General features: G+C 46.8%; 15 protein-coding genes and 1 pseudogene. 10 read left to right on the top strand and 6 right to left on the bottom strand.

Annotation, left to right across the window (positions count from 1 at the left end):
* The first annotated feature begins 106 nt into the window (after positions 1–106).
* From AC0VZ8_RS25425 to AC0VZ8_RS25415, 3 genes are all read left to right on the top strand, one after another.
* A complete protein-coding gene (locus AC0VZ8_RS25425; protein WP_071218110.1) occupies positions 107–388 on the top strand; it encodes an ArsR/SmtB family transcription factor in 282 nt (93 codons plus the stop codon).
* Between the two features lie 151 nt (positions 389–539).
* The gene (locus AC0VZ8_RS25420) at positions 540–1,607 is read left to right on the top strand and encodes an LLM class flavin-dependent oxidoreductase (RefSeq protein ID WP_475484825.1); all 1,068 of its coding nucleotides are present in this window, start codon (positions 540–542) and stop codon (positions 1,605–1,607) included.
* Between the two features lie 128 nt (positions 1,608–1,735).
* Positions 1,736–2,911, top strand: coding sequence for an MFS transporter (locus AC0VZ8_RS25415; protein WP_475484824.1), 1,176 nt, complete (start codon positions 1,736–1,738; stop codon positions 2,909–2,911).
* 352 nt (positions 2,912–3,263) lie between these two features.
* Here AC0VZ8_RS25415 and AC0VZ8_RS25410 read toward each other — a convergent pair.
* The 5 genes and pseudogenes from AC0VZ8_RS25410 to AC0VZ8_RS25390 form a co-directional block, all read right to left on the bottom strand.
* A pseudogene (locus tag AC0VZ8_RS25410) lies at positions 3,264–4,761 on the bottom strand (monooxygenase).
* A 24-nt stretch (positions 4,762–4,785) separates the two neighbouring features.
* A complete protein-coding gene (locus tag AC0VZ8_RS25405) occupies positions 4,786–5,187 on the bottom strand; it encodes a RidA family protein (protein ID WP_071218114.1) in 402 nt (133 codons plus the stop codon).
* Positions 5,188–5,418: 231 nt separating this feature from the next.
* Complete coding sequence (locus AC0VZ8_RS25400; protein WP_475484823.1) at positions 5,419–5,727, bottom strand: hypothetical protein; 309 nt, start codon at positions 5,725–5,727, stop codon at positions 5,419–5,421.
* 49 nt (positions 5,728–5,776) lie between these two features.
* Entirely contained in the window at positions 5,777–5,998 is a 222-nt protein-coding gene (locus AC0VZ8_RS25395; protein ID WP_311200692.1) for an SDR family NAD(P)-dependent oxidoreductase, read from the bottom strand.
* Positions 5,999–6,039: 41 nt separating this feature from the next.
* Positions 6,040–6,342 (bottom strand): Dabb family protein, encoded by a 303-nt coding sequence (locus AC0VZ8_RS25390; RefSeq protein WP_475484822.1) that lies wholly within the window; start codon positions 6,340–6,342, stop codon positions 6,040–6,042.
* Positions 6,343–6,680: 338 nt separating this feature from the next.
* Here AC0VZ8_RS25390 and AC0VZ8_RS25385 point away from each other — a divergent pair, with 338 nt between their 5' ends.
* Positions 6,681–7,559, top strand: a complete 879-nt coding sequence (locus AC0VZ8_RS25385; protein WP_475484821.1) for a helix-turn-helix transcriptional regulator — start codon at positions 6,681–6,683, stop codon at positions 7,557–7,559.
* A gap of 783 nt (positions 7,560–8,342) precedes the next feature.
* Positions 8,343–10,073, top strand: a complete 1,731-nt coding sequence (ilvB, locus tag AC0VZ8_RS25380; RefSeq protein ID WP_475484820.1) for a biosynthetic-type acetolactate synthase large subunit — start codon at positions 8,343–8,345, stop codon at positions 10,071–10,073.
* 245 nt (positions 10,074–10,318) lie between these two features.
* On the opposite strand, the gene AC0VZ8_RS25375 is transcribed toward ilvB, so the two are convergent.
* On the bottom strand, positions 10,319–10,957 hold the full coding sequence (locus AC0VZ8_RS25375) for a TetR/AcrR family transcriptional regulator (protein ID WP_475484819.1): 639 nt from the start codon (positions 10,955–10,957) through the stop codon (positions 10,319–10,321).
* Between the two features lie 182 nt (positions 10,958–11,139).
* Between AC0VZ8_RS25375 and AC0VZ8_RS25370 the strand changes: the two genes are divergently transcribed.
* The 5 genes from AC0VZ8_RS25370 (at position 11,140) to AC0VZ8_RS25350 (ending at position 18,052) form a co-directional block, all read left to right on the top strand.
* Positions 11,140–11,898 carry an SDR family oxidoreductase gene (locus tag AC0VZ8_RS25370; RefSeq protein ID WP_475484818.1) on the top strand — a complete coding sequence of 253 codons (759 nt, stop codon included), beginning with the start codon at positions 11,140–11,142 and terminating at the stop codon, positions 11,896–11,898.
* A gap of 177 nt (positions 11,899–12,075) precedes the next feature.
* A complete protein-coding gene (locus AC0VZ8_RS25365; RefSeq protein ID WP_475484817.1) occupies positions 12,076–13,026 on the top strand; it encodes an NADP-dependent oxidoreductase in 951 nt (316 codons plus the stop codon).
* Between the two features lie 45 nt (positions 13,027–13,071).
* Positions 13,072–13,941 (top strand): SDR family NAD(P)-dependent oxidoreductase, encoded by an 870-nt coding sequence (locus AC0VZ8_RS25360; RefSeq protein ID WP_475484816.1) that lies wholly within the window; start codon positions 13,072–13,074, stop codon positions 13,939–13,941.
* Between the two features lie 571 nt (positions 13,942–14,512).
* Positions 14,513–15,736, top strand: a complete 1,224-nt coding sequence (locus tag AC0VZ8_RS25355) for a stalk domain-containing protein (protein ID WP_475484815.1) — start codon at positions 14,513–14,515, stop codon at positions 15,734–15,736.
* Between the two features lie 339 nt (positions 15,737–16,075).
* Positions 16,076–18,052, top strand: a complete 1,977-nt coding sequence (locus AC0VZ8_RS25350; RefSeq protein WP_475484814.1) for a M20/M25/M40 family metallo-hydrolase — start codon at positions 16,076–16,078, stop codon at positions 18,050–18,052.
* The last annotated feature ends 3 nt before the right edge of the window (positions 18,053–18,055 follow it).

Raw genomic sequence — 18,055 nt, 5'->3', positions numbered from 1 at the left:
TAGAAGGAGCAGGGTTCAGATCTGCCCTTTACATTTGAATGACATGGTGCTAAACTTGATTTCGATAGTTATAGAACTGCAGAAGATATGCGGGGAGGTGGATACAGTGGGAGAAAATCAAGAAGATATCGGGCAAGCGGTTAAAGTGTATAAAGCTTTGGGGGAACCAACCCGGTTGAAAATCGCTTTACTGCTCGCGAAAGAGAGCGATTTATGCTTCACCGCCGTCGGTGAAAGGCTTGAATCGGTTGCAGGCTCGACGCTATCGCATCATTTAAAGCAATTGACGGACTCTGGCTTGATTGATTCTCGCAAGAATGGATCGTTTATTCACTATAACGTCAATCGAGAAATAGCGGAAAAATTTGCGCCCTTTTTGTTGGCGTAATTTTTTCGGAAATCAATTCTATAAGTTTAGAACTATAGAATTGATTGAGGCTTATACTTAAATGGATTTTAGCGAACGAGTCGATTTGGAATGATTATTCAACAGTTTTTTACTAATCCCCCTATTCCATATTAAGAAGGAGAGAATAACTATGAGCGGTCAAACGAATACGATGGAGATTGGAATGAGCACCTTCCTTCATGCAAATCCCGGAAATGGCGGTGTCTCGCATGCCCAGAGGCTGCGCCAGGCGATCGAAGAAATCCAATTGGCAGATCAGGTCGGCCTTGACGTCTATGCCATCGGCGAGCATCATCGCATCGAATATACAAGCTCGTCGCCAGCTGTCATTCTGGCAGCAGCTGCAGCTACAACGAAGCGGATCCGGCTCTCGAGCGCAGTGACGGTGCTATCTTCGGACGATCCTGTGCGGGTATATCAGGACTTTGCTACGTTGGACGGTCTGTCGAACGGGCGAGCGGAGATCATGGCCGGACGGGGATCGTTCATTGAATCGTTCCCGCTATTCGGCTATGACCTGAAAGATTACGAGGAATTGTATGAAGAGAAACTGGAACTGCTGTTGAAGATTCGCGCTTCCGAAAAGGTGACCTGGCGTGGCGGTCTTCGCCCGGCGATTGACAACATGGGCGTCTATCCTCGTGCACAGCAGGAGCCTTTGCCTGTCTGGATCGGTACGGGCGGCAATCCGGAATCAGCTGTTCGGGCCGGCTTGCTGGGACTTCCTATTGCCTTCTCAATCCTGGGAGGGGAGCCGCAAAGATTCGCACCCTTAGTGGAGCTTTATAAAGAAGCCGCCGTGAAAGCTGGTCACGACCCGAATAAGCTGCAAATTGCTACACATTCGCATGGCTTTATTTCGAATACGGCACAAGAGGCAGCTAAGCGGTATTACCCTGTCATGGCTGGCCAAATGAACCACATTGGACGGGAACGAGGCTGGTCTACCTATACACGTGACTCGTACGATTCAGCCCGCAGCCTTCACGGCGCTCTTTACGTCGGAGATCCCGAATATGTCGCAGAAAAAATCGTGCTGCTGCATAAGAATCTTGGCTTGACTCGCTTCATGATGTACAACGATTTCAGTTCGCTGCCGCATCGCGATTTGCTGCAGACGATTGAGCTTCTAGGGACCAAAGTAGCGCCGATTGTCCGTAAGGAGCTGGCACGTCAGACATCTGGCCATAACGCTTAAAGCAGACCACGAACGCTTGGAACGAGGAGGCTTGATTGGGCCGAGAAGTGAAGTCGGCGAATTGAGCATTTTTTTTAAATATGATTTCTAAAGATTTAGATCTGTTGAAATGAAAAGAGGAGAAATAGATGAGAAATTCATGGAAAATTTATATTTTAGCCATTGTCAGCTTTTTAGTTGGAACTTCAGAGTTCGTGATTGCCGGCATCTTGGATATGCTTGCAAGTGATATTGGAGTGTCGGTAGCGGCGGCCGGACAGTTGATTACGGTCTACTCGCTTGCTTATGCCATCGGCACCCCGATCCTAATTGCGCTCACGGCAAAAATGGATCGAAGAAAGCTTATGCTGTCGGCTTTGGGATTATTTTTCGTAGGGAACTTGATCACGGTCACAACTACAGGCTACGGCATGCTGCTTGGAGCAAGAATTATCTTGGCGATCAGCACGGGGGTATTTATGGTCGTCGCCCTGACGGTTGCCGCTAAAATATCTCATCCAGGAAAACAGGGCAGCGCAATCGCCACGGTTCTAGTGGGCTTTAATCTCGCACTTATTTTAGGGGTACCGCTTGGGAGAATCATTGCGGGCTCACATGATTGGAAAATCATCTTCACAGGAGTCGGAGCCCTGAGCTTGATCGCGATGCTGGTCCTTTTGCTGGCGATTCCGAGATCGGAAGGAGAGGCTCCCGTTCCTATTCGGGAACAGCTTGCCTTATTAAAAAGCCCCCGAATCACTGTCGCGCTTTCCATCAGTTTTTTCTGGATATTGGGCTATACGATGCTGTACACCTATATAACGCCGTTTCTTCTGGACATTACGGGGATGAGCGAAAGGATGGTAAACATCGGGTTGTTTGCGTTTGGGCTGGCCAGTCTCATAGGGTCCCAAGTTGGCGGTTACGGTGCAGATAAATGGGGTATCCCCCGTACGATGATTGGAGGCTTGCTCTTTCACTCGGGAATATTATTATTACTGACGGCGTTCTCCCACTCGCCCATGATCGTGTTGCCTTTGCTTATGTTATGGTCCTTTTTCGCTTGGTCGACGGGGCCGGTTCAACAAGTTTATTTAATCGGCATGGCTCCTCAGGCTTCGGGAATCATCCTGAGTTTGAATAATTCTATTGTGCAGTTGGGCATGGCTGTGGGGGCTGTAATCGGAGGCATTGTTGTAGAAAACATCTCGCTAGCATCCGTTGGTTTGCTTGGCGGAGCTTTCGTTGCCATTGGACTCATCCCGGCTATAATTTCATTATCCATGCGTCGCCGATCTGCAGCTGCGGAACGAAATGGAGCGTAACCGGCAATGCGGATGTTTGAAAACCAAGCTTCTATATAAGTTGAACAAATAATATCAGATCAGGTCACCGATTTCTTCGGTGGCCTGCTGTGCATGTTGTTTGATTATAGCTTCTGGACCGGGTGCGTTAAGTTAAACCGTATCACAAATAGTGGTAAAGCGCCTGGATCAAGGCTGTGATGATGCGTTCTGCAGAATTGGGTTGGAAGAGGGATTTAAGGAATCAAGTTTTATCCCAACCTGAAGATAAGAACTTGATTCCATTGTCATAAAGGACGGCGCTTGTTCAATCATCTACAGACCTTGCCTTAGCTGGGTAAGGGGAAGGCAGTTACACACCTCAAACGAATTACTAAACCGTAATGTTTCCGCACCAGCGAGTGATTCCTTCATTTATGGTTTGCATTGGATTCGGATCGGATAGAGGAATCGCCCAGGCAATATGTCCATCCGGCCGAATAAGCGCCGTGTGGACGTCGTTCCAATCCGCGTCAGCCTCAGCCAAAGAGGCATGCACAACTTGAAGATGGCTATACGTTTCCCATTGGCCGCTATTCTGTTCATTAGAATGGAAATGCAACAGAAGAAAAGTACCTTTGTGCAGGAGCGGATAGGCGTTAATCAATTGCCCGTCTTTCAGCTTTAAGCTGAGATCCTTGAACCGTTTCCCATTTAAAGGATGGGAAGGCGCTTCGGCGTCAGGTGCATAGTGTACATCCATTGCGGAAATTTGTGCAGCGATTTGATAATTAGCCTCCGGTATTTGAATCAGATTAGCCAACATGCTTCGCAGTTCCGTGATGGGAGGAGTCACGTCCAGAAGCAGGGTTTGGACCTCGGTATTCCGGAGTAAGGCCGTATTCCATGGGAAACGTTCGGTATGATAACTGTCCAATAGCCAGTCCGGAGCCCAGCCTTTGATTGCTCCTGCAAGCTTCCAGCCTAAGTTCATCGCTTCTTGTAAGCCGACGTTCATTCCCTGTCCACCAGCCGGAAAATGAATGTGCGCCGAATCTCCGGCCAAAAACAATCGACCATTCCGATAGCGTCCCGCTTGCCGCGTCGCATTTCCGAAACGGGACATCCATTTCACATCGTTCAATCCCAAGTCGCTGCCGGTCGTACGGATGAGCGATGAACGAAACTCTTCCAATGTAACCTTCTCATCCTTAGAGATGTTACGTCTCTCCATATCGATCATCAAGACTCGGTAGATATGATCATTGATTGGCATGATGCTGACCAATCCTTTTTCTGTAATCCGGGATATGACACTCATAGGAGCCAATTCAGATAGAACGGCATCCCCCAGAATAGCCGTGAAGGTCGCATCTGTACCTTCAAATGATATGTTTGCATGCTTGCGAACCAAACTTCTAGCTCCATCCGTACCTACCACATAAGCTGATCTTAACGTTGTTTCTCCATGAGGTCCCGCGATCTTAACGTCAACCCCATCCTCATCCTGGTGCACAGATAGAGCCTCAACCTCTCTCCAGACCTCTGCGCCAAGGCTAAGCGCCCATTCCTCCAGCACCTTCTCCGTCTCACTCTGCGGTAAAAAGAGGGTGTGATTGGAAGAATAATCCAACACCGAGAAATCCAAGGGGGTTTCTAATCCGGCAAAATGTCCTCTCGAAAGTAAGCGGCCTTGACTGATTAATTGTGATTTCACTCCACGCATATCTAATATTTCAAGGGTTCGTGGATGGACGGTAAGCGCACGTGAATATGGAGTTTGTCTCTTTTAATCGTTCAATGACGCAGACCTTTACACCGGCTAATGCCAATTCCCCAGCCAATATCATGCCGACAGGTCCGCCACCGATAAGGATGACTTCATATATCATATAAATAACCTCTTTTCTTAAACATTATGGGAAGATCACGATAGCGTCTATTTCGATAAGCCATTCAGGATCGGCTAGTGCTTGAACGCCTATATAGGTACTTGCTGTCTTCGGCCAGTTAGGGCCAAACACATAAAATCCCCCGTCAAAAATAATCGAAATCAATTCCGGGTTGTGGTTTACCACAAAAATATTCATTTTTGCAATGTACAATGGATCTGCTTGCACGGCTTCCAATGCATACTTAAGATTGGTGAACACTTGAATCGCTTGCGCGTAATAGTCCCCTGAACCGACCAATGCTCCTGTTTCATCTACAGAAACCTGACCTGAGATGAAGGCCAGTTTGGAGGCAGTAGTTACCACGACATGAGAAATTACAGATGTAACCTTATCCGTCAATGTCTTCGGATTCACGATTTCCATTGGCAGGTATGCACCTCCTTCATTAATTATTGTTTCGTTAGAATCTTTTTTATTGCTTGTTAAAAAGGGTATGATAAAAATTATATATAATATTGTTTCATATGAAACAATATTATTGTACTCAGTCACTCTTTATCCTGTCAACCCCAATCTTAATATGAGCATGCCTTTTTGTTTCTTATGAAACAATCTATGATATAATAAACAAATAAGTCGAGGGAGTCAGCATAATCATGGATACTGCCAGTAAAGAACAAAACCGCCATTCATGGATTTTTCGTTCAGTTTCTTGAGCAAAAAGAGCAATATGAAGTCCGAATAACTGCCACATACCTGGAGGATATCCGGAAGCATATTGAATCGGAATTCAGCTTGAATATGACGGAACTGCACATCATTGCGTGCATCGGAGAGCAGGAGCCGATCAATGTCACTTCCATCGCGGAAAGGATAAATTTGGAGGTGCAGTTCAAGTGAGTGTAAATACGCCGCGTTTTTTAATCCAAGAAGCAATCCGGCCAAAGGTACCTTCAAGGTCAAGAAAAAGCCGCTCGTTTCCCGACAGGGGAACTGAGCAACATGATGCAGGTCAGGGAACGACCGCGGTTCGGCTGATATCGGCCTGAATTGCTGCGGCTTCTCCGCCATTCCTTTGAATATTCTGTACAACTTCTGCCGCCTGATCTGCACGATTCGCAAAATTGATAACCACCTTAGCGCCATGATTCGCTAAATACTCGGCAATGGTTCTGCCGATTCCTCTGGATGCTCCAGTGACCAAGGCAACTTTGCCGGCAAGCTTCTTATCCATTTCAGCAATCTCTCCTTTCTAATGTGTTATAAAGGGGGACATTAAGCAAACGGGTAATCCATAACGACGATTCCTTCAACAAACGGGCCGATGGATTGCAATAAACTTTGATGCAGGGGATGCTGAATATAATCCCGGCAAGCCTGTTGATCCTCAAAAGTGACACGGATCCCCAGCGTAAACCCCTGCATATGCTCTATTTCCTCCGTAACATTAATCCCGACGCTAAGTTCCACGATCCCCGGAATGTTCCTTTTAAAGTCATGCGCGCGTTTTATTGCACTTTCTTTTGCTTCAATAGAAACATCGGGCTTGAATTTCAATAGCACGATATGCTCAAACATTTTATTCCCTCCAAGGTTTCTGTTTATTTTCGACTTTGGAGCTGCTTCAATTGGGAGAGCTCCTTCTTCCATTTCATTGAATATAACCGGCTAACTTCAGATTGTATGAATCTTTGCGAATGCTTCCGACTATGGCGGCTACTTTCATTTTCATCACCTCAATGATAGGGTCTGAATGGAGTTGAACAGGGGCCGATCATCACTGTCTATCCATTCTTGCTATTCCTCCTAAGGAGGACATAAACTAGTCTAAATGGACCCGAAGAGGCTAGGAAGAGATCTAGTTATCGTAGGATTGGGAATCCTACGTTCATGAATGGGTAGGAGGCATGGAGACCATGGCAAACAGATTGGACCGTTATGAGGAATTGTCCCGTTTTTTGCGTTCACGCCGTGAACGAATAACCCCAGAGCAAGCAGGTTTACCGGATTCCGGACGCAGACGAACACCCGGACTTCGCCGCAGCGAGGCAGCTCTGCTGGCAGACGTGGGATTGGATTGGTACACCTATTTGGAACAAGGGCGTCATATCAACGTATCCGCTGAGGTCCTTGATCGAATAGCGAAAGTGCTTCGGTTAGATGAATCGGAACGCAGGCATCTGTACCATCTTGCCCGTAAGCAATTTCCCTTGGCCGGTACGGAGCAACCCTCTAGGGTAACACCGGAACTTCAACGTTTTTTGGATAGCCAGAACCCTTCCCCTGCGAATGTCATGGATGCGCGCATGAACATCATTGCCTGGAATGAGGCCTACTGCGCATTAAATGGGAATCTCACGGTTATGTCGGATAGGGAGCGGAATTTGGTCTGGATGACGTTTACTTCTCCCCGTTTCCGCTATGTAAAGGGAGATCAATGGGAACTGCATGCTCGGCGAATCGTTGCTAATTTCCATGCCGGGTATGCACGTCACGTCGACGATCCTTGGTGGTCCGAGCAGTTCGAGGCGCTTTCACAGGCTAGCAGGGAGTTTCGAGAATTTTGGGATTCTCACGAGGTTCTCGATGCTATTGATGCTCCTAAGACGCTGCATTGTCCGAATCTCGGGATCTTGAATTTTGATCTTGTTTCGTTTCATTACTTGAACGATTCTAATTTGACCGTTTCCATTCATGTTCCTCATCCAGATGGCACGGTGGATAAGATGCAGCAACTGTTAATTGATTATCAGAGCCAGCATTCAGAGCAGCTTGAATCTTCTCCAAGAGTTTAGTATAGGAGGGCAATCATGAATGGGTTAAACTTAACGGGTACAAGAGCTCATAATCATAAAGCAGCTTAGTATCAATTCGGTTTGAAAAAAAATCGAGTCTGTGCTATTATCAGAAAAATCCAAATATAGCGAAGAAGAGAAGGCTATGCAATAGCGTTTATGTCCAGAGAGCAGAGGGATTGCTGAAACCTCCGTCGTAATGCATGTATAGTGTCGTCTCGGAGCTGTTGACTGAACGTAGCAGGCGTGATTTCATGCCCGCAAGTAGGATCAACCGGCTTGGCATCCGTTAACATGCTGCAGGTAAAGCATCGGCTTTACCTCATGAGACTGCAATTGCGAAATTGCAGTAAACCTGGGTGGTACCGCGAACATTCCCCTTTCGTCCCAAGGCTTCAAGCAGCTGCTTCGAGCCTTGGGAAGGAAGGGGTTATTTGTTTCATACCAGCAGGCGATGAAGAGAAAGCCGACAATGGCGCTTATGCCCAGAGAGCAGAGGAAACGCTGAAACCTTTGCCTTAACCCCTTGTATGGTGTCGTCTCGGAGCTGTTAACCGAAAGCGGCTGGTCTCATTCCATGCCCGAAAGTAGGCTTAACCGAAATGGTGCTCGTTAACGCGCCGCAGGTAAGGCATCGGCCTTACCTCATGAGGCTGCATTCGTGAGAAGGCAGCAAACTTGGGTGGTACCGCGAAAAAATCCCCTTTCGTCCCTGTATGAGCTGACTGCTGTCAGCTTGCTTAGGAGGAGAGGGGATTTTATTTTAACTAAGGAGGCTGCCCAATGGAACAGCAATTAGGAATGACGAATGAAACAACGACGCCATCAGAGGAATATATCACCGGTTCGGAGGTGCTTTTGCGAGGCTTGCTGCAGGAAGGCGTAGAGTGCGTATTCGGCTATCCGGGAGGAAATGTGCTCTATATTTACGACGCGATGGTACATCAGCCTGACTTCAAGCATATCTTGACCCGGCACGAACAAGGCGCGATTCACGCGGCGGACGGCTATGCTAGGTCGACGGGGAAGGTTGGGGTATGTATCGCGACATCCGGTCCAGGAGCAACAAATCTGGTGACCGGCATCGCAACCGCCTATATGGATTCGGTGCCGCTGGTGGTCATAACGGGGAACGTATCTACAACTGTCATGGGCACGGATGCTTTTCAGGAAGCGGACATTATTAGTATCACGATGCCGATTACGAAGCACAGCTACATGGTTCGCGATGTACTCGACCTTCCTCGCATCATTCATGAAGCGTTCTACATTGCAAATACGGGCCGCAAAGGTCCTGTCTTGATCGATATTCCAAAAGACGTGACCAACCAGCGGATGGCATATTGTCCAGCGGACACGGTTCAGTTGCGCGGATACCATGGAGCCCCGGAGCCGAATCCGGCAGAAATAGATGCGCTGCTTCAGGCGATTGCAGAAGCGCGCAAGCCGGTTATTATCGCAGGCGGCGGCGTTGTCTATTCGAACTCCTCCCAGGAGCTGATCAAATTCGTCCACACTACCCGGATTCCGGTCGCGACGACCCTGCTCGGGCTCGGCGGGTTTCCGAGCGATGACGAGATGTGGCTGGGCATGCTCGGACATCATGGCGTATATGCGGCGAATATGGCAGTGCAGAATGCGGATCTCATTATTTCGATCGGCTCGCGTTTCGATGACCGGGTTACGATGAAACTGGACGGATTTGCGCCTCAGGCCAAACGAATCGCCCATATCGATATTGATCCGGCGGAAATCGGCAAGAACGTCAAGACAGATCTCGCGTGCATCGGCGATATTAAAAACGTGCTGGCTTATGCGAACACGAAAGCGCAAGCAGCCCAGACGGGCGCCTGGATCGAGCAGCTTCAAGAGTATAAGGTGCAGCATCCGCTTCGGTATACCGATTCGGATACTGTCATTAAACCGCAATATGTGCTCGAGATGATTAGCGAGACGACGCAAGGAGATGCGATCATCACCACCGATGTAGGCCAGCACCAAATGTGGACCGCGCAGTTTTACCGCTTTAAGCATCCTCGCTCACTCATCACGTCGGGCGGTCTTGGCACGATGGGCTTTGGCTTCCCGGCTGCGATCGGTGCTAAAGTCGGCAATCCAGATCGCCTCGTCGTCTCGATCAACGGCGACGGGGGCATGCAGATGTGCGCGCAGGAGATGGCGATCTGCGCGATTCATCAGATTCCGGTCAAGATCGTGGTCCTGAACAACCAGGTGCTCGGCATGGTTAAGCAGCAGCAGGAATTGATGTACGAACGACGCTACAGCCAGATTGATCTGTCCGGCAGTCCGGACTTCGTCAAGCTTGCGGAAGCATACGGAATCAAGGGATTAAGGGCAACGAACAAGGCTGAAGCCTCCAAGGTCTGGCTTGAGGCGCTGCAGACGACAGGACCTGTGCTCGTCGAGTTCGTCATCCCGACCAATGAGAACGTGTACCCAATGGTGCTTGCCGGTACGCCGCTGGACCAAATGATTCTAGGGTACGACGAATAATTGCGCTGAAGAGAGTCGTACGCTTCAGATCCCGCTCCCGCGGTGCTGAGGCATGGAACGCGGCGGGGATTTGGCCGGTCCAGCTCCGAAAGTACGAAGTACAAATTCTGTTGAAGATATGTGCTATTCATTAAGTTAACGGGGATGATAGTTCGGAAACAAACTACGGCAGCCGGCAAGACGATCGGCTGCCGTTTCCGTTGAAGTAATGTAGTCCACAACGGAATCGGATATGGACGCTTTACTTATGAAATGCCTTGCAAAATATGAACGATCTTCATTTCAATATTGGAATTGTCTATGATTTTCAGATATTCAGGTTTTAACAATTGATACTGCTTCATGTAGTAGAAATCCATTATCGCTTGTTTCAAGGTGATATCATACTGAATCGTAAATGACGGCTCGATAAAGCGTCGCAGCACAGCGTCATCTTGAACCATAAACATCACGGCATTCAATCTGTTGAAAATCTGTTGCTCCATACCGGATTCAAAAAAAGTTTGTAAGCTTTTATTCCGATTTTGTAGGGCAACGGACAGATTCTCAAAATGGTGCGGATAAAATTCCTTCAGGTCTTGCAAGAACAAATCAGAGATATACACGGCACACATCAAAGATTGTAAAAATGTTAATTGAAAACGATCCAAAAAAGAGACGGAATCGTCTTTGACAACGGTGTCGGCCTTCTTCGAATAATCAATGTAATAATCCACGACTTGTTCGATGATGTCGTCTTTGGAGGAAAAATGCTTATAGAGTGTCACTTTGCTGATATCCATATATTTTGCGAGATCGTCGACTTTCAGTTGGCTGAACTTTGTTTTTCTTATAACGGGTTTTATTTTTTCTACATATGTCTCTACACTCACGGCTTTTCTCACGGATAAGTGCCTCCCTTTAATGCCTCTCGAACTTATTATAACAAATTTGCTGCCTTTCATGTATTAAATTAATTAAATGAACAAAATTAATAAAATAAGTTTACTTATTAAATCTATTGCTATATAATCGGTCCTGTACCTAATCATCCGAATACGGATTATACAAAGGGAGGACGATTCAAATGGAACCATTCAGTAAAGGCAAATTCTCTGATAAAAAGGTCGTGATCACGGGAGGCAGCAGCGGAATTGGCCTTGCGACGGCGAAGTTGCTAGTGGATGAAGGCGCACGCGTTCTGATTACTGGACGTACTCAGGCGACGCTGGATGCCGCTCGTGAACAACTCGGCAACAACGCAATCGCGGTCTTAAGCGATGCCGCCTCATTGAAGGATATCTCCGCATTAGCCGATCGAGTGAAGGCTGAATTTGGAACAGTTGATGCCCTGTTCGTTAACGCTGGTGTTACGGGGTTTGTCCCTTTCGAGGCAATGACCGAAGAAAAATACGACGAGATACTTACAATCAATGCCAAAGGACCGTATTTTACCGTGCAGAAACTCGCTCCGTTGCTAGGTTCAGGTAGCGGGGTAGTCCTTACCACCTCAATCGTAAACGTAGTGGGTCTTCCAATGCTCAGTGCTTACGCAGCTAGTAAGGCGGCGCTGCGCTCCATGACTCGAGGTCTGGCGCGCGAGTTATTACCTCGAAAAATTCGCGTCAACGCAGTCAGCCCCGGCGTCATTGACACAGGTATCATGGAAAAGTCAATGCCGGAAGAAGCTGCCGAGCAGACAAAGGCACAGATGAGACAGCAGATCCCAATGCTGCGTTTAGGCGATCCAGTTGAGGTAGCCAAAGCTGTTGCATTCCTAGCATTTGAGGCCACCTATACCACCGGGGCTGAGTTTCCTGTCGATGGAGGCGGCTCCCAGATCTAAGCTCCTCCGTTCGCACACCTGACTATTAAAGCGAGGGCAGGGGGGCATAGCTTCAGTTCATGACACCCTGCCTTCTAGTGAACTTTATCGTATAGGATTTCGTTGCTTTTCCTTGGAAGACCGTTCGAAATTACAGAGAACATGATTTTATCAGAGCAAAATGGAGGGGACATCACAATGGAGAATACCATGCGGACAATCCGGTTCCACGAATACGGGGAACCAACTGATGTCTTGTGCTTGGAGGAGGTGGCGATCCCAGAGCCAGGGCCGGGACGCATTCGCGTGAGAGTACGCGCTTGCGGCTTAAATCCGGTTGACTGGGTGACGTGCCAAGGCCACTTTGCCGGTCAACTGCCCTTGCCTCGCGGAATCGGGTTGGACGTGGCAGGTATTGTAGACGCAATCGGAGAGGGCGTAACCGATGTTGCCATCGGCGATTCCGTTCTGGGTGCGGCAGATTTCATGAATGGATCGAGCGCCGGTGCGTCCGACCGAGCGATTATGTACTACTGGTTCCGCATGCCGGCCGGACTCGACTTTGTTCAAGCTGCAGCGTTGCCAATGGCAGTCGAAACCGCTTACCGAGGCATTGATACTCTTGGGGTGAAATCGGGTCTGATCGTACTCGTGCACGGAGCCGGCACCACGGTAGGGTTCGCCGCCGTTCAAATTGCCCTCATGCGCGGTGCCCGCGTGATCGCAACCGCTGGTCCCACCTACGCCGACAAGCTCCGCTCAATGGGGGCGTTGGTGACCTCGTACGGTGTTGGAATGGTCGAACGAGTGACCGAACTGGCAAAGCAGCCGGTTGATCTCGCCCTGGATACCGCGCCAATCAGCGGTTCATTGAAAGATTTGGTCCAAATCGTCAACGGGCATCCCCAGCATGTCCTAACCGTCAGCGATTTCGCCGCAGCCGCTGAACTTGGCGTTCGCACCAGCTATGGAGAACTGCATACCGCACGTTATGACGTTGTCGGCGACTTTGCTGGGTACGCAGCGGACGGCAAGTTCACGATTCCGGTCGCGAAGACTTTCGAACTCGACGATTGGCGTTCAGCTGTCGAAATCAGCCAGAGCGGGAGTGCCCACGGCAAACTGATCCTCCTGCCCGACTCCGACTGATGAGCACATGTAACCGATAAAATTCTAAATGAAGGAGGATATGCATTGAGTAAGAACCAACGAGAACATATTGCAGTGATTACAGGCGCAAGTAACGGGATCGGGTTGGCATTGACCCGGAAAATGCTGTCGGAGAACTGGCAGGTGGTTACTTTGAATCGGTCGGATTTTCCGGCGGACGATAGATTCCTCCAAAATCATCTCAAGGACGGACGGCTCCGAGCCTATAAAGTGAAGGATCTCACCGATTATGGCAGCTTGAGACACGCTTTGGAAGAAATAAAAAGCAAGGAACAGAGGATCGATATTTTGTTTAACAACGCCGGAGGAGGCTTAAGTGAGCTGCGCTATTCGAAACAAGGCCGCGAATTGCATTATGAATTGTTGACGGTCGTTCCTTTTATTATTCTGATGGAATTGAAGGAGCTGTTGAAGAACGGCAGCTTAAAAACGGTGATAAACACTTCGTCGCAGGTGTTTAGATTTACGAAGGAGTTTACGATCGAAAAATTGGAGCATCCCAAAACCTTCCGCAAAATGTATGGACCATATGCCACTTCAAAGCTGGCTCTTTCGTTGTGGACCCAAGCCGTCGCACCGCAGCTTGCAAAGGAAGGCATCAAGATCCGCAGCGTTGATCCGGGTATTAACAACACGCTAAGAAAAGGAAAAGATTCCGGACTGACCGCAGGGTTTGAACTGTTTATGAAGTTTTTTTCCTCTCCGCCTACTCATGGAGCCAACCTATTATATGAGGGAGCTCAGGGCAAAAACAGCAATGAGACCGGCGTGTTTCTGTTCAAAGATCGGATTGCGGACTTGAAATTTACAGAACATGCGCAGCGTGTGCTGGAAAAAGTATCCGATATATATAGCCATGAATTTCTTGAAAGGAATGTTCAAGGTAATGGCTGAGTTCCAGAAGATTGTTGCTTTCAAGGCCATCTTCTGAAGTTCGTTCTCACATTAGGCTGGTACGAGTCTATCCAGTTGTTTTTATGGACTACTGGATCGTTCGTATGGTGGAAAGTACTTTGGTTCGCGTAAGCGCCGACAGCGAGGTTGCTCCATCAATGAAATGGTGCTATGTGACATAGTGAATCAAATACTTCGTAGTCATATCGTGGAAGAAGGCTTTGAATCGATCGAGATTGCGTTCACGTTTTGGGTGTCATACGGGGGCAGTCATTTTGTTTATGAGCTCAGTCAGTTTTTACTGGTTGAGCTTTTCGTTTATTTGCCCAACATGAGCCCTCTCTAGAGTTTTCAAGTTCCGATTAAACAAGACTAAACCTAAAGATATCTTTTCCTTGCAGACTTTACGCATGATTTTTCCCCACTATCATCCGCCTCAGCAATTAAATCTGCATATCTTTTCCCTTACTGATCTCTTGTTACCAATTATTACATCCCGTATAATCTCATTATGTGACAACGCGTGCACAGTAAGGAGAAGAACAATATCAAAAAGATGAGGAAATCACCCATGAGAAAATTGCTAGTATGCACGTTAGCTATCATGCTAAGTTTAGCTGCGTTCACCCCCGCTATTTACGCTTCTGAAGTCCGAATATCTGTGGATGGGCGTGATGTACAATTCCCGGATGAGCACCCCTACGTCGATCGGAGATCCAATACGATGGTTCCACTTGCTTTTGTATCCGACAAGCTCGGAGCTGCTACGAAATGGGACGGAAGTTCAAAACAAATTACGATCTCACTTAACCGTGACACGATTATTTTGGTAATTGGCGATAATCATGCACTGGTGAATGGAAAAAGAGTAGATTTCGAGGGGGCGGCGGCGCTCAAAAACGGCCGCACGATGGTTCCGGTGCGTTTTATTAGTGAAGTATTGCATGCAAATGTGGAGTGGCAGCCCGCGCGCAATCTGGTGAGCATTATGACCTCCGTGGCCAATGTTCCGAAAGGAACATGGATATGGGACAGTCACATCATCAAACAGGATCAAGAGAAAATGATAAGCTTCGCCAAAATGAAGGGTGTGACATCTATTTACCTTCAGGTGGATAGAGATATCGATCCAGCGATATATGAGGGCTTTATTCGAAAAGCCAAAAGCGAAGGAATTCAAGTGGAAGCACTTGAGGGGCGGCCCGAATGGGTCTATAAGTCTAAGCAGGAGGATATTCGAAATTTCATCGCGTGGGTTAAAACCTATAATTTCGCTGTTGGCCCGGAAGGAAGCTTTACGGGACTGCATTTCGATATTGAACCTTATGCGCTAAGCGAATGGACAAAGCACAACAAGGCGATTCTTGAAAGCTGGATGGACAATATGAGACTGATCGAAAAAGAAACGAAAGGCAGCGGCTTGAAAATTTCGATGGACGTTCCGTACTGGCTTAATACGATTCATGTACCCGGGAAGAATTACAGCATGAGCGCATGGATGCTGGAGAAGTTCGATTGCCTCGTCATCATGAATTATCGGAATCATGCGTTAGGCAATAATGGAATCGTGGAAAATGCGCAGGTCATGCTGAGAGAAGCCTCCACGCTCAAGAAGAAAATTGTTGTTGCTGTTGAAACGGTCAAAAGCACAGAGGGTCCTCGGGTCTCATTCTATTCCATAAGTAATAAAGTGATGGAAAAGGAGCTTCAGTCCGCCCATAATCAATTGGCGCACTACGCAAGCTATGCCGGCTTTGCCATTCACGATTTCAAAAGCTGGCAGGACATGAAATAAGAAGCTGCTTCTGTTCATAAGGGACATATTTCCGCTTAGCTGCGGGTAATCAACCAGATCATCAATCTCATCATAGCGAACAACCTAGGCGCAAGGTGCAAACGCGGCCATTGAAGCCAAATAGCGATTGAATGAAGGCAGCCCATTAGGGTTGTCTTTTTTTTTCGATCTCGTTCGGAATTAGAACCTTCCTTATTGGCAAAGGGAGGACAGTGCGTAATTTTTTCTAAATAACCTACCTTACCGTATAGTAAGGTAACTGTAAGATAAACCATTGGTTTGTCTTTTTCTTTTTCATTATGATACTTACAACCATGTAACCATAAGGAGGGATTAATCATGACTAATAATCAAAATTTTAAAGCCATTACGATCATATCATTTATATTTTTGTTTGCCTTTATCAGCCTGTATACCATTGTTCCACCCAGTCCAGATAAGAAGGCGGACATCTCGAAAAATTTCTCAGCAGATCGTGCTGTCCAACATTTAAACCACATAGCAAAGACAGCTCATCCAAGCGGATCAGCAGAAAATGAAAAAGTAAGAAATTATCTTGTTGAACAACTAAAATTAATGGGATTGAGACCAGAAATCGAACACTCCAATCATGCTTCTCTATACCCCAAAATGTTGACTGGCGGAGATATGTACAACGTGATTGGTAAACTTGAAGGTACCAGCAGTGATCATGCAATGATGATGTCTGCACACTATGACTCTGTTCAACAAGGACCAGGAGCTAGTGATGATGGAAGCGGAGTAGCTGCTCTATTAGAAACCATACGTGTATTAAAATCAGGTCCTCCTTTGAAAAATGATATCTATTTTGTGTTTACAGATGGCGAAGAGCAAGGATTAATGGGAGCAAAGGAATTTTGGACGAAATCAAATCATAAACAAAAAATGGATCTCATCATTAATTTCGAGGCAAGAGGAACAAGTGGTCCGTCTATCATGTTCCAAACCAGTGATCAAAACGGTTGGATGGTAAAAGAATTTGCCAAAGCAGCCCCCAATCCTGTTACTTCATCCTTACTAGGAAATCTGTTTGAAATCATGCCAAACGACTCGGATTTAACGGTTTCCAATGAAAATAAAATACCCGGATTGAATTTTGCTTATGGTGATGGATGGACCGGATACCATACACCACATGATGATGTCAAACACCTAGATATACGTTCGTTAGAGCACCAAGGGCAAAACGCCTTAGCCATGGCTAGGCACTTCGGTCAATTGGAATTACATGATATTAAGAAAGAGAATGCCGTTTATTTTAACTTTTTTGGGGTAGTCATTTCCTACTCTTACTACTGGGTCTATCCCCTTACAGGGCTGATTGTACTTTTATTTGCAATGGTTACGATCTTTGCAGTAAAGAAAAAGTGCGCCACTTTCAAAGGGTTAGGAATCAGTTTGCTAGCTATCCTGTTAACTGTCATTTCTTCGATCATCGCAACGGTACTGATTTGGATGGGGGTAAACGCACTTTGGGCTGAAAAAATGACTTTATTTAGTGGTGCAGTATATGACAGTCTTTATTATCAGTGGGCATTTCTGTTAATCACGGCATCTATCTGTTTCCTTATCTGGAGGAAATTACGCACCGTAAATGAATGGGAAATGACATTGTCGGCGATCTTTCTTGGTGTCATATTTCTCATTTTGTTAACACAATTTCTGCCTGGTGCCAGCTATCTGTTTGCTTGGCCATTGCTTGTATCACTACTGATACTTGGGTGGGTGGTATGGAAGAATAAAATGGATAAAATAAATACCAATACATGGGTGTTATCCCTTATATCCTTCTTACCCATAGTACTGTTCGTCCCACTGCTCAAGTTGCTTTTCACCTTTTTTCCGGTCAGTCTTGTACCTTATCTCATGTTACTTTTTGTTTGGCTCTTAGCTTTGTTATTCATGCAATGTAAACAGCTATTCCAACTAGGACGATGGGTACCTTATACCCTGATAGGAATCGCGGTAGTAATATTATCGATTAGTTTTTTCAGAGCTAACCCAAGTGCAGATCGACCTATAGATAGTAACCTATTCTATGTCGTGGACCAGGATAAAAAACAAGCACAGTGGGTTACAACCCAACCACCAGATGATTGGACGAAGAAATATATAGCTACAACGAATATATCCAATATAAAATCTATTTTACCGTTTAACTATGATAAAAAAGCATGGGTAGGAAATGCACCCGTACGAAACTATCAAATGCCACCAATAAAGCTAGTAAAGACAGAGGAAAAACAAGGGAATAAGATGATTCATTTTCGATTTTCAGGTGGAATAGATGTGTAAAAC

The sequence above is a fragment of the Paenibacillus sp. QJM3NY_38 genome (genome assembly GCF_056173265.1).
Note: the sequence above shows the minus strand (reverse complement) of the source record. Positions and strands in the feature narration are given on the sequence as shown.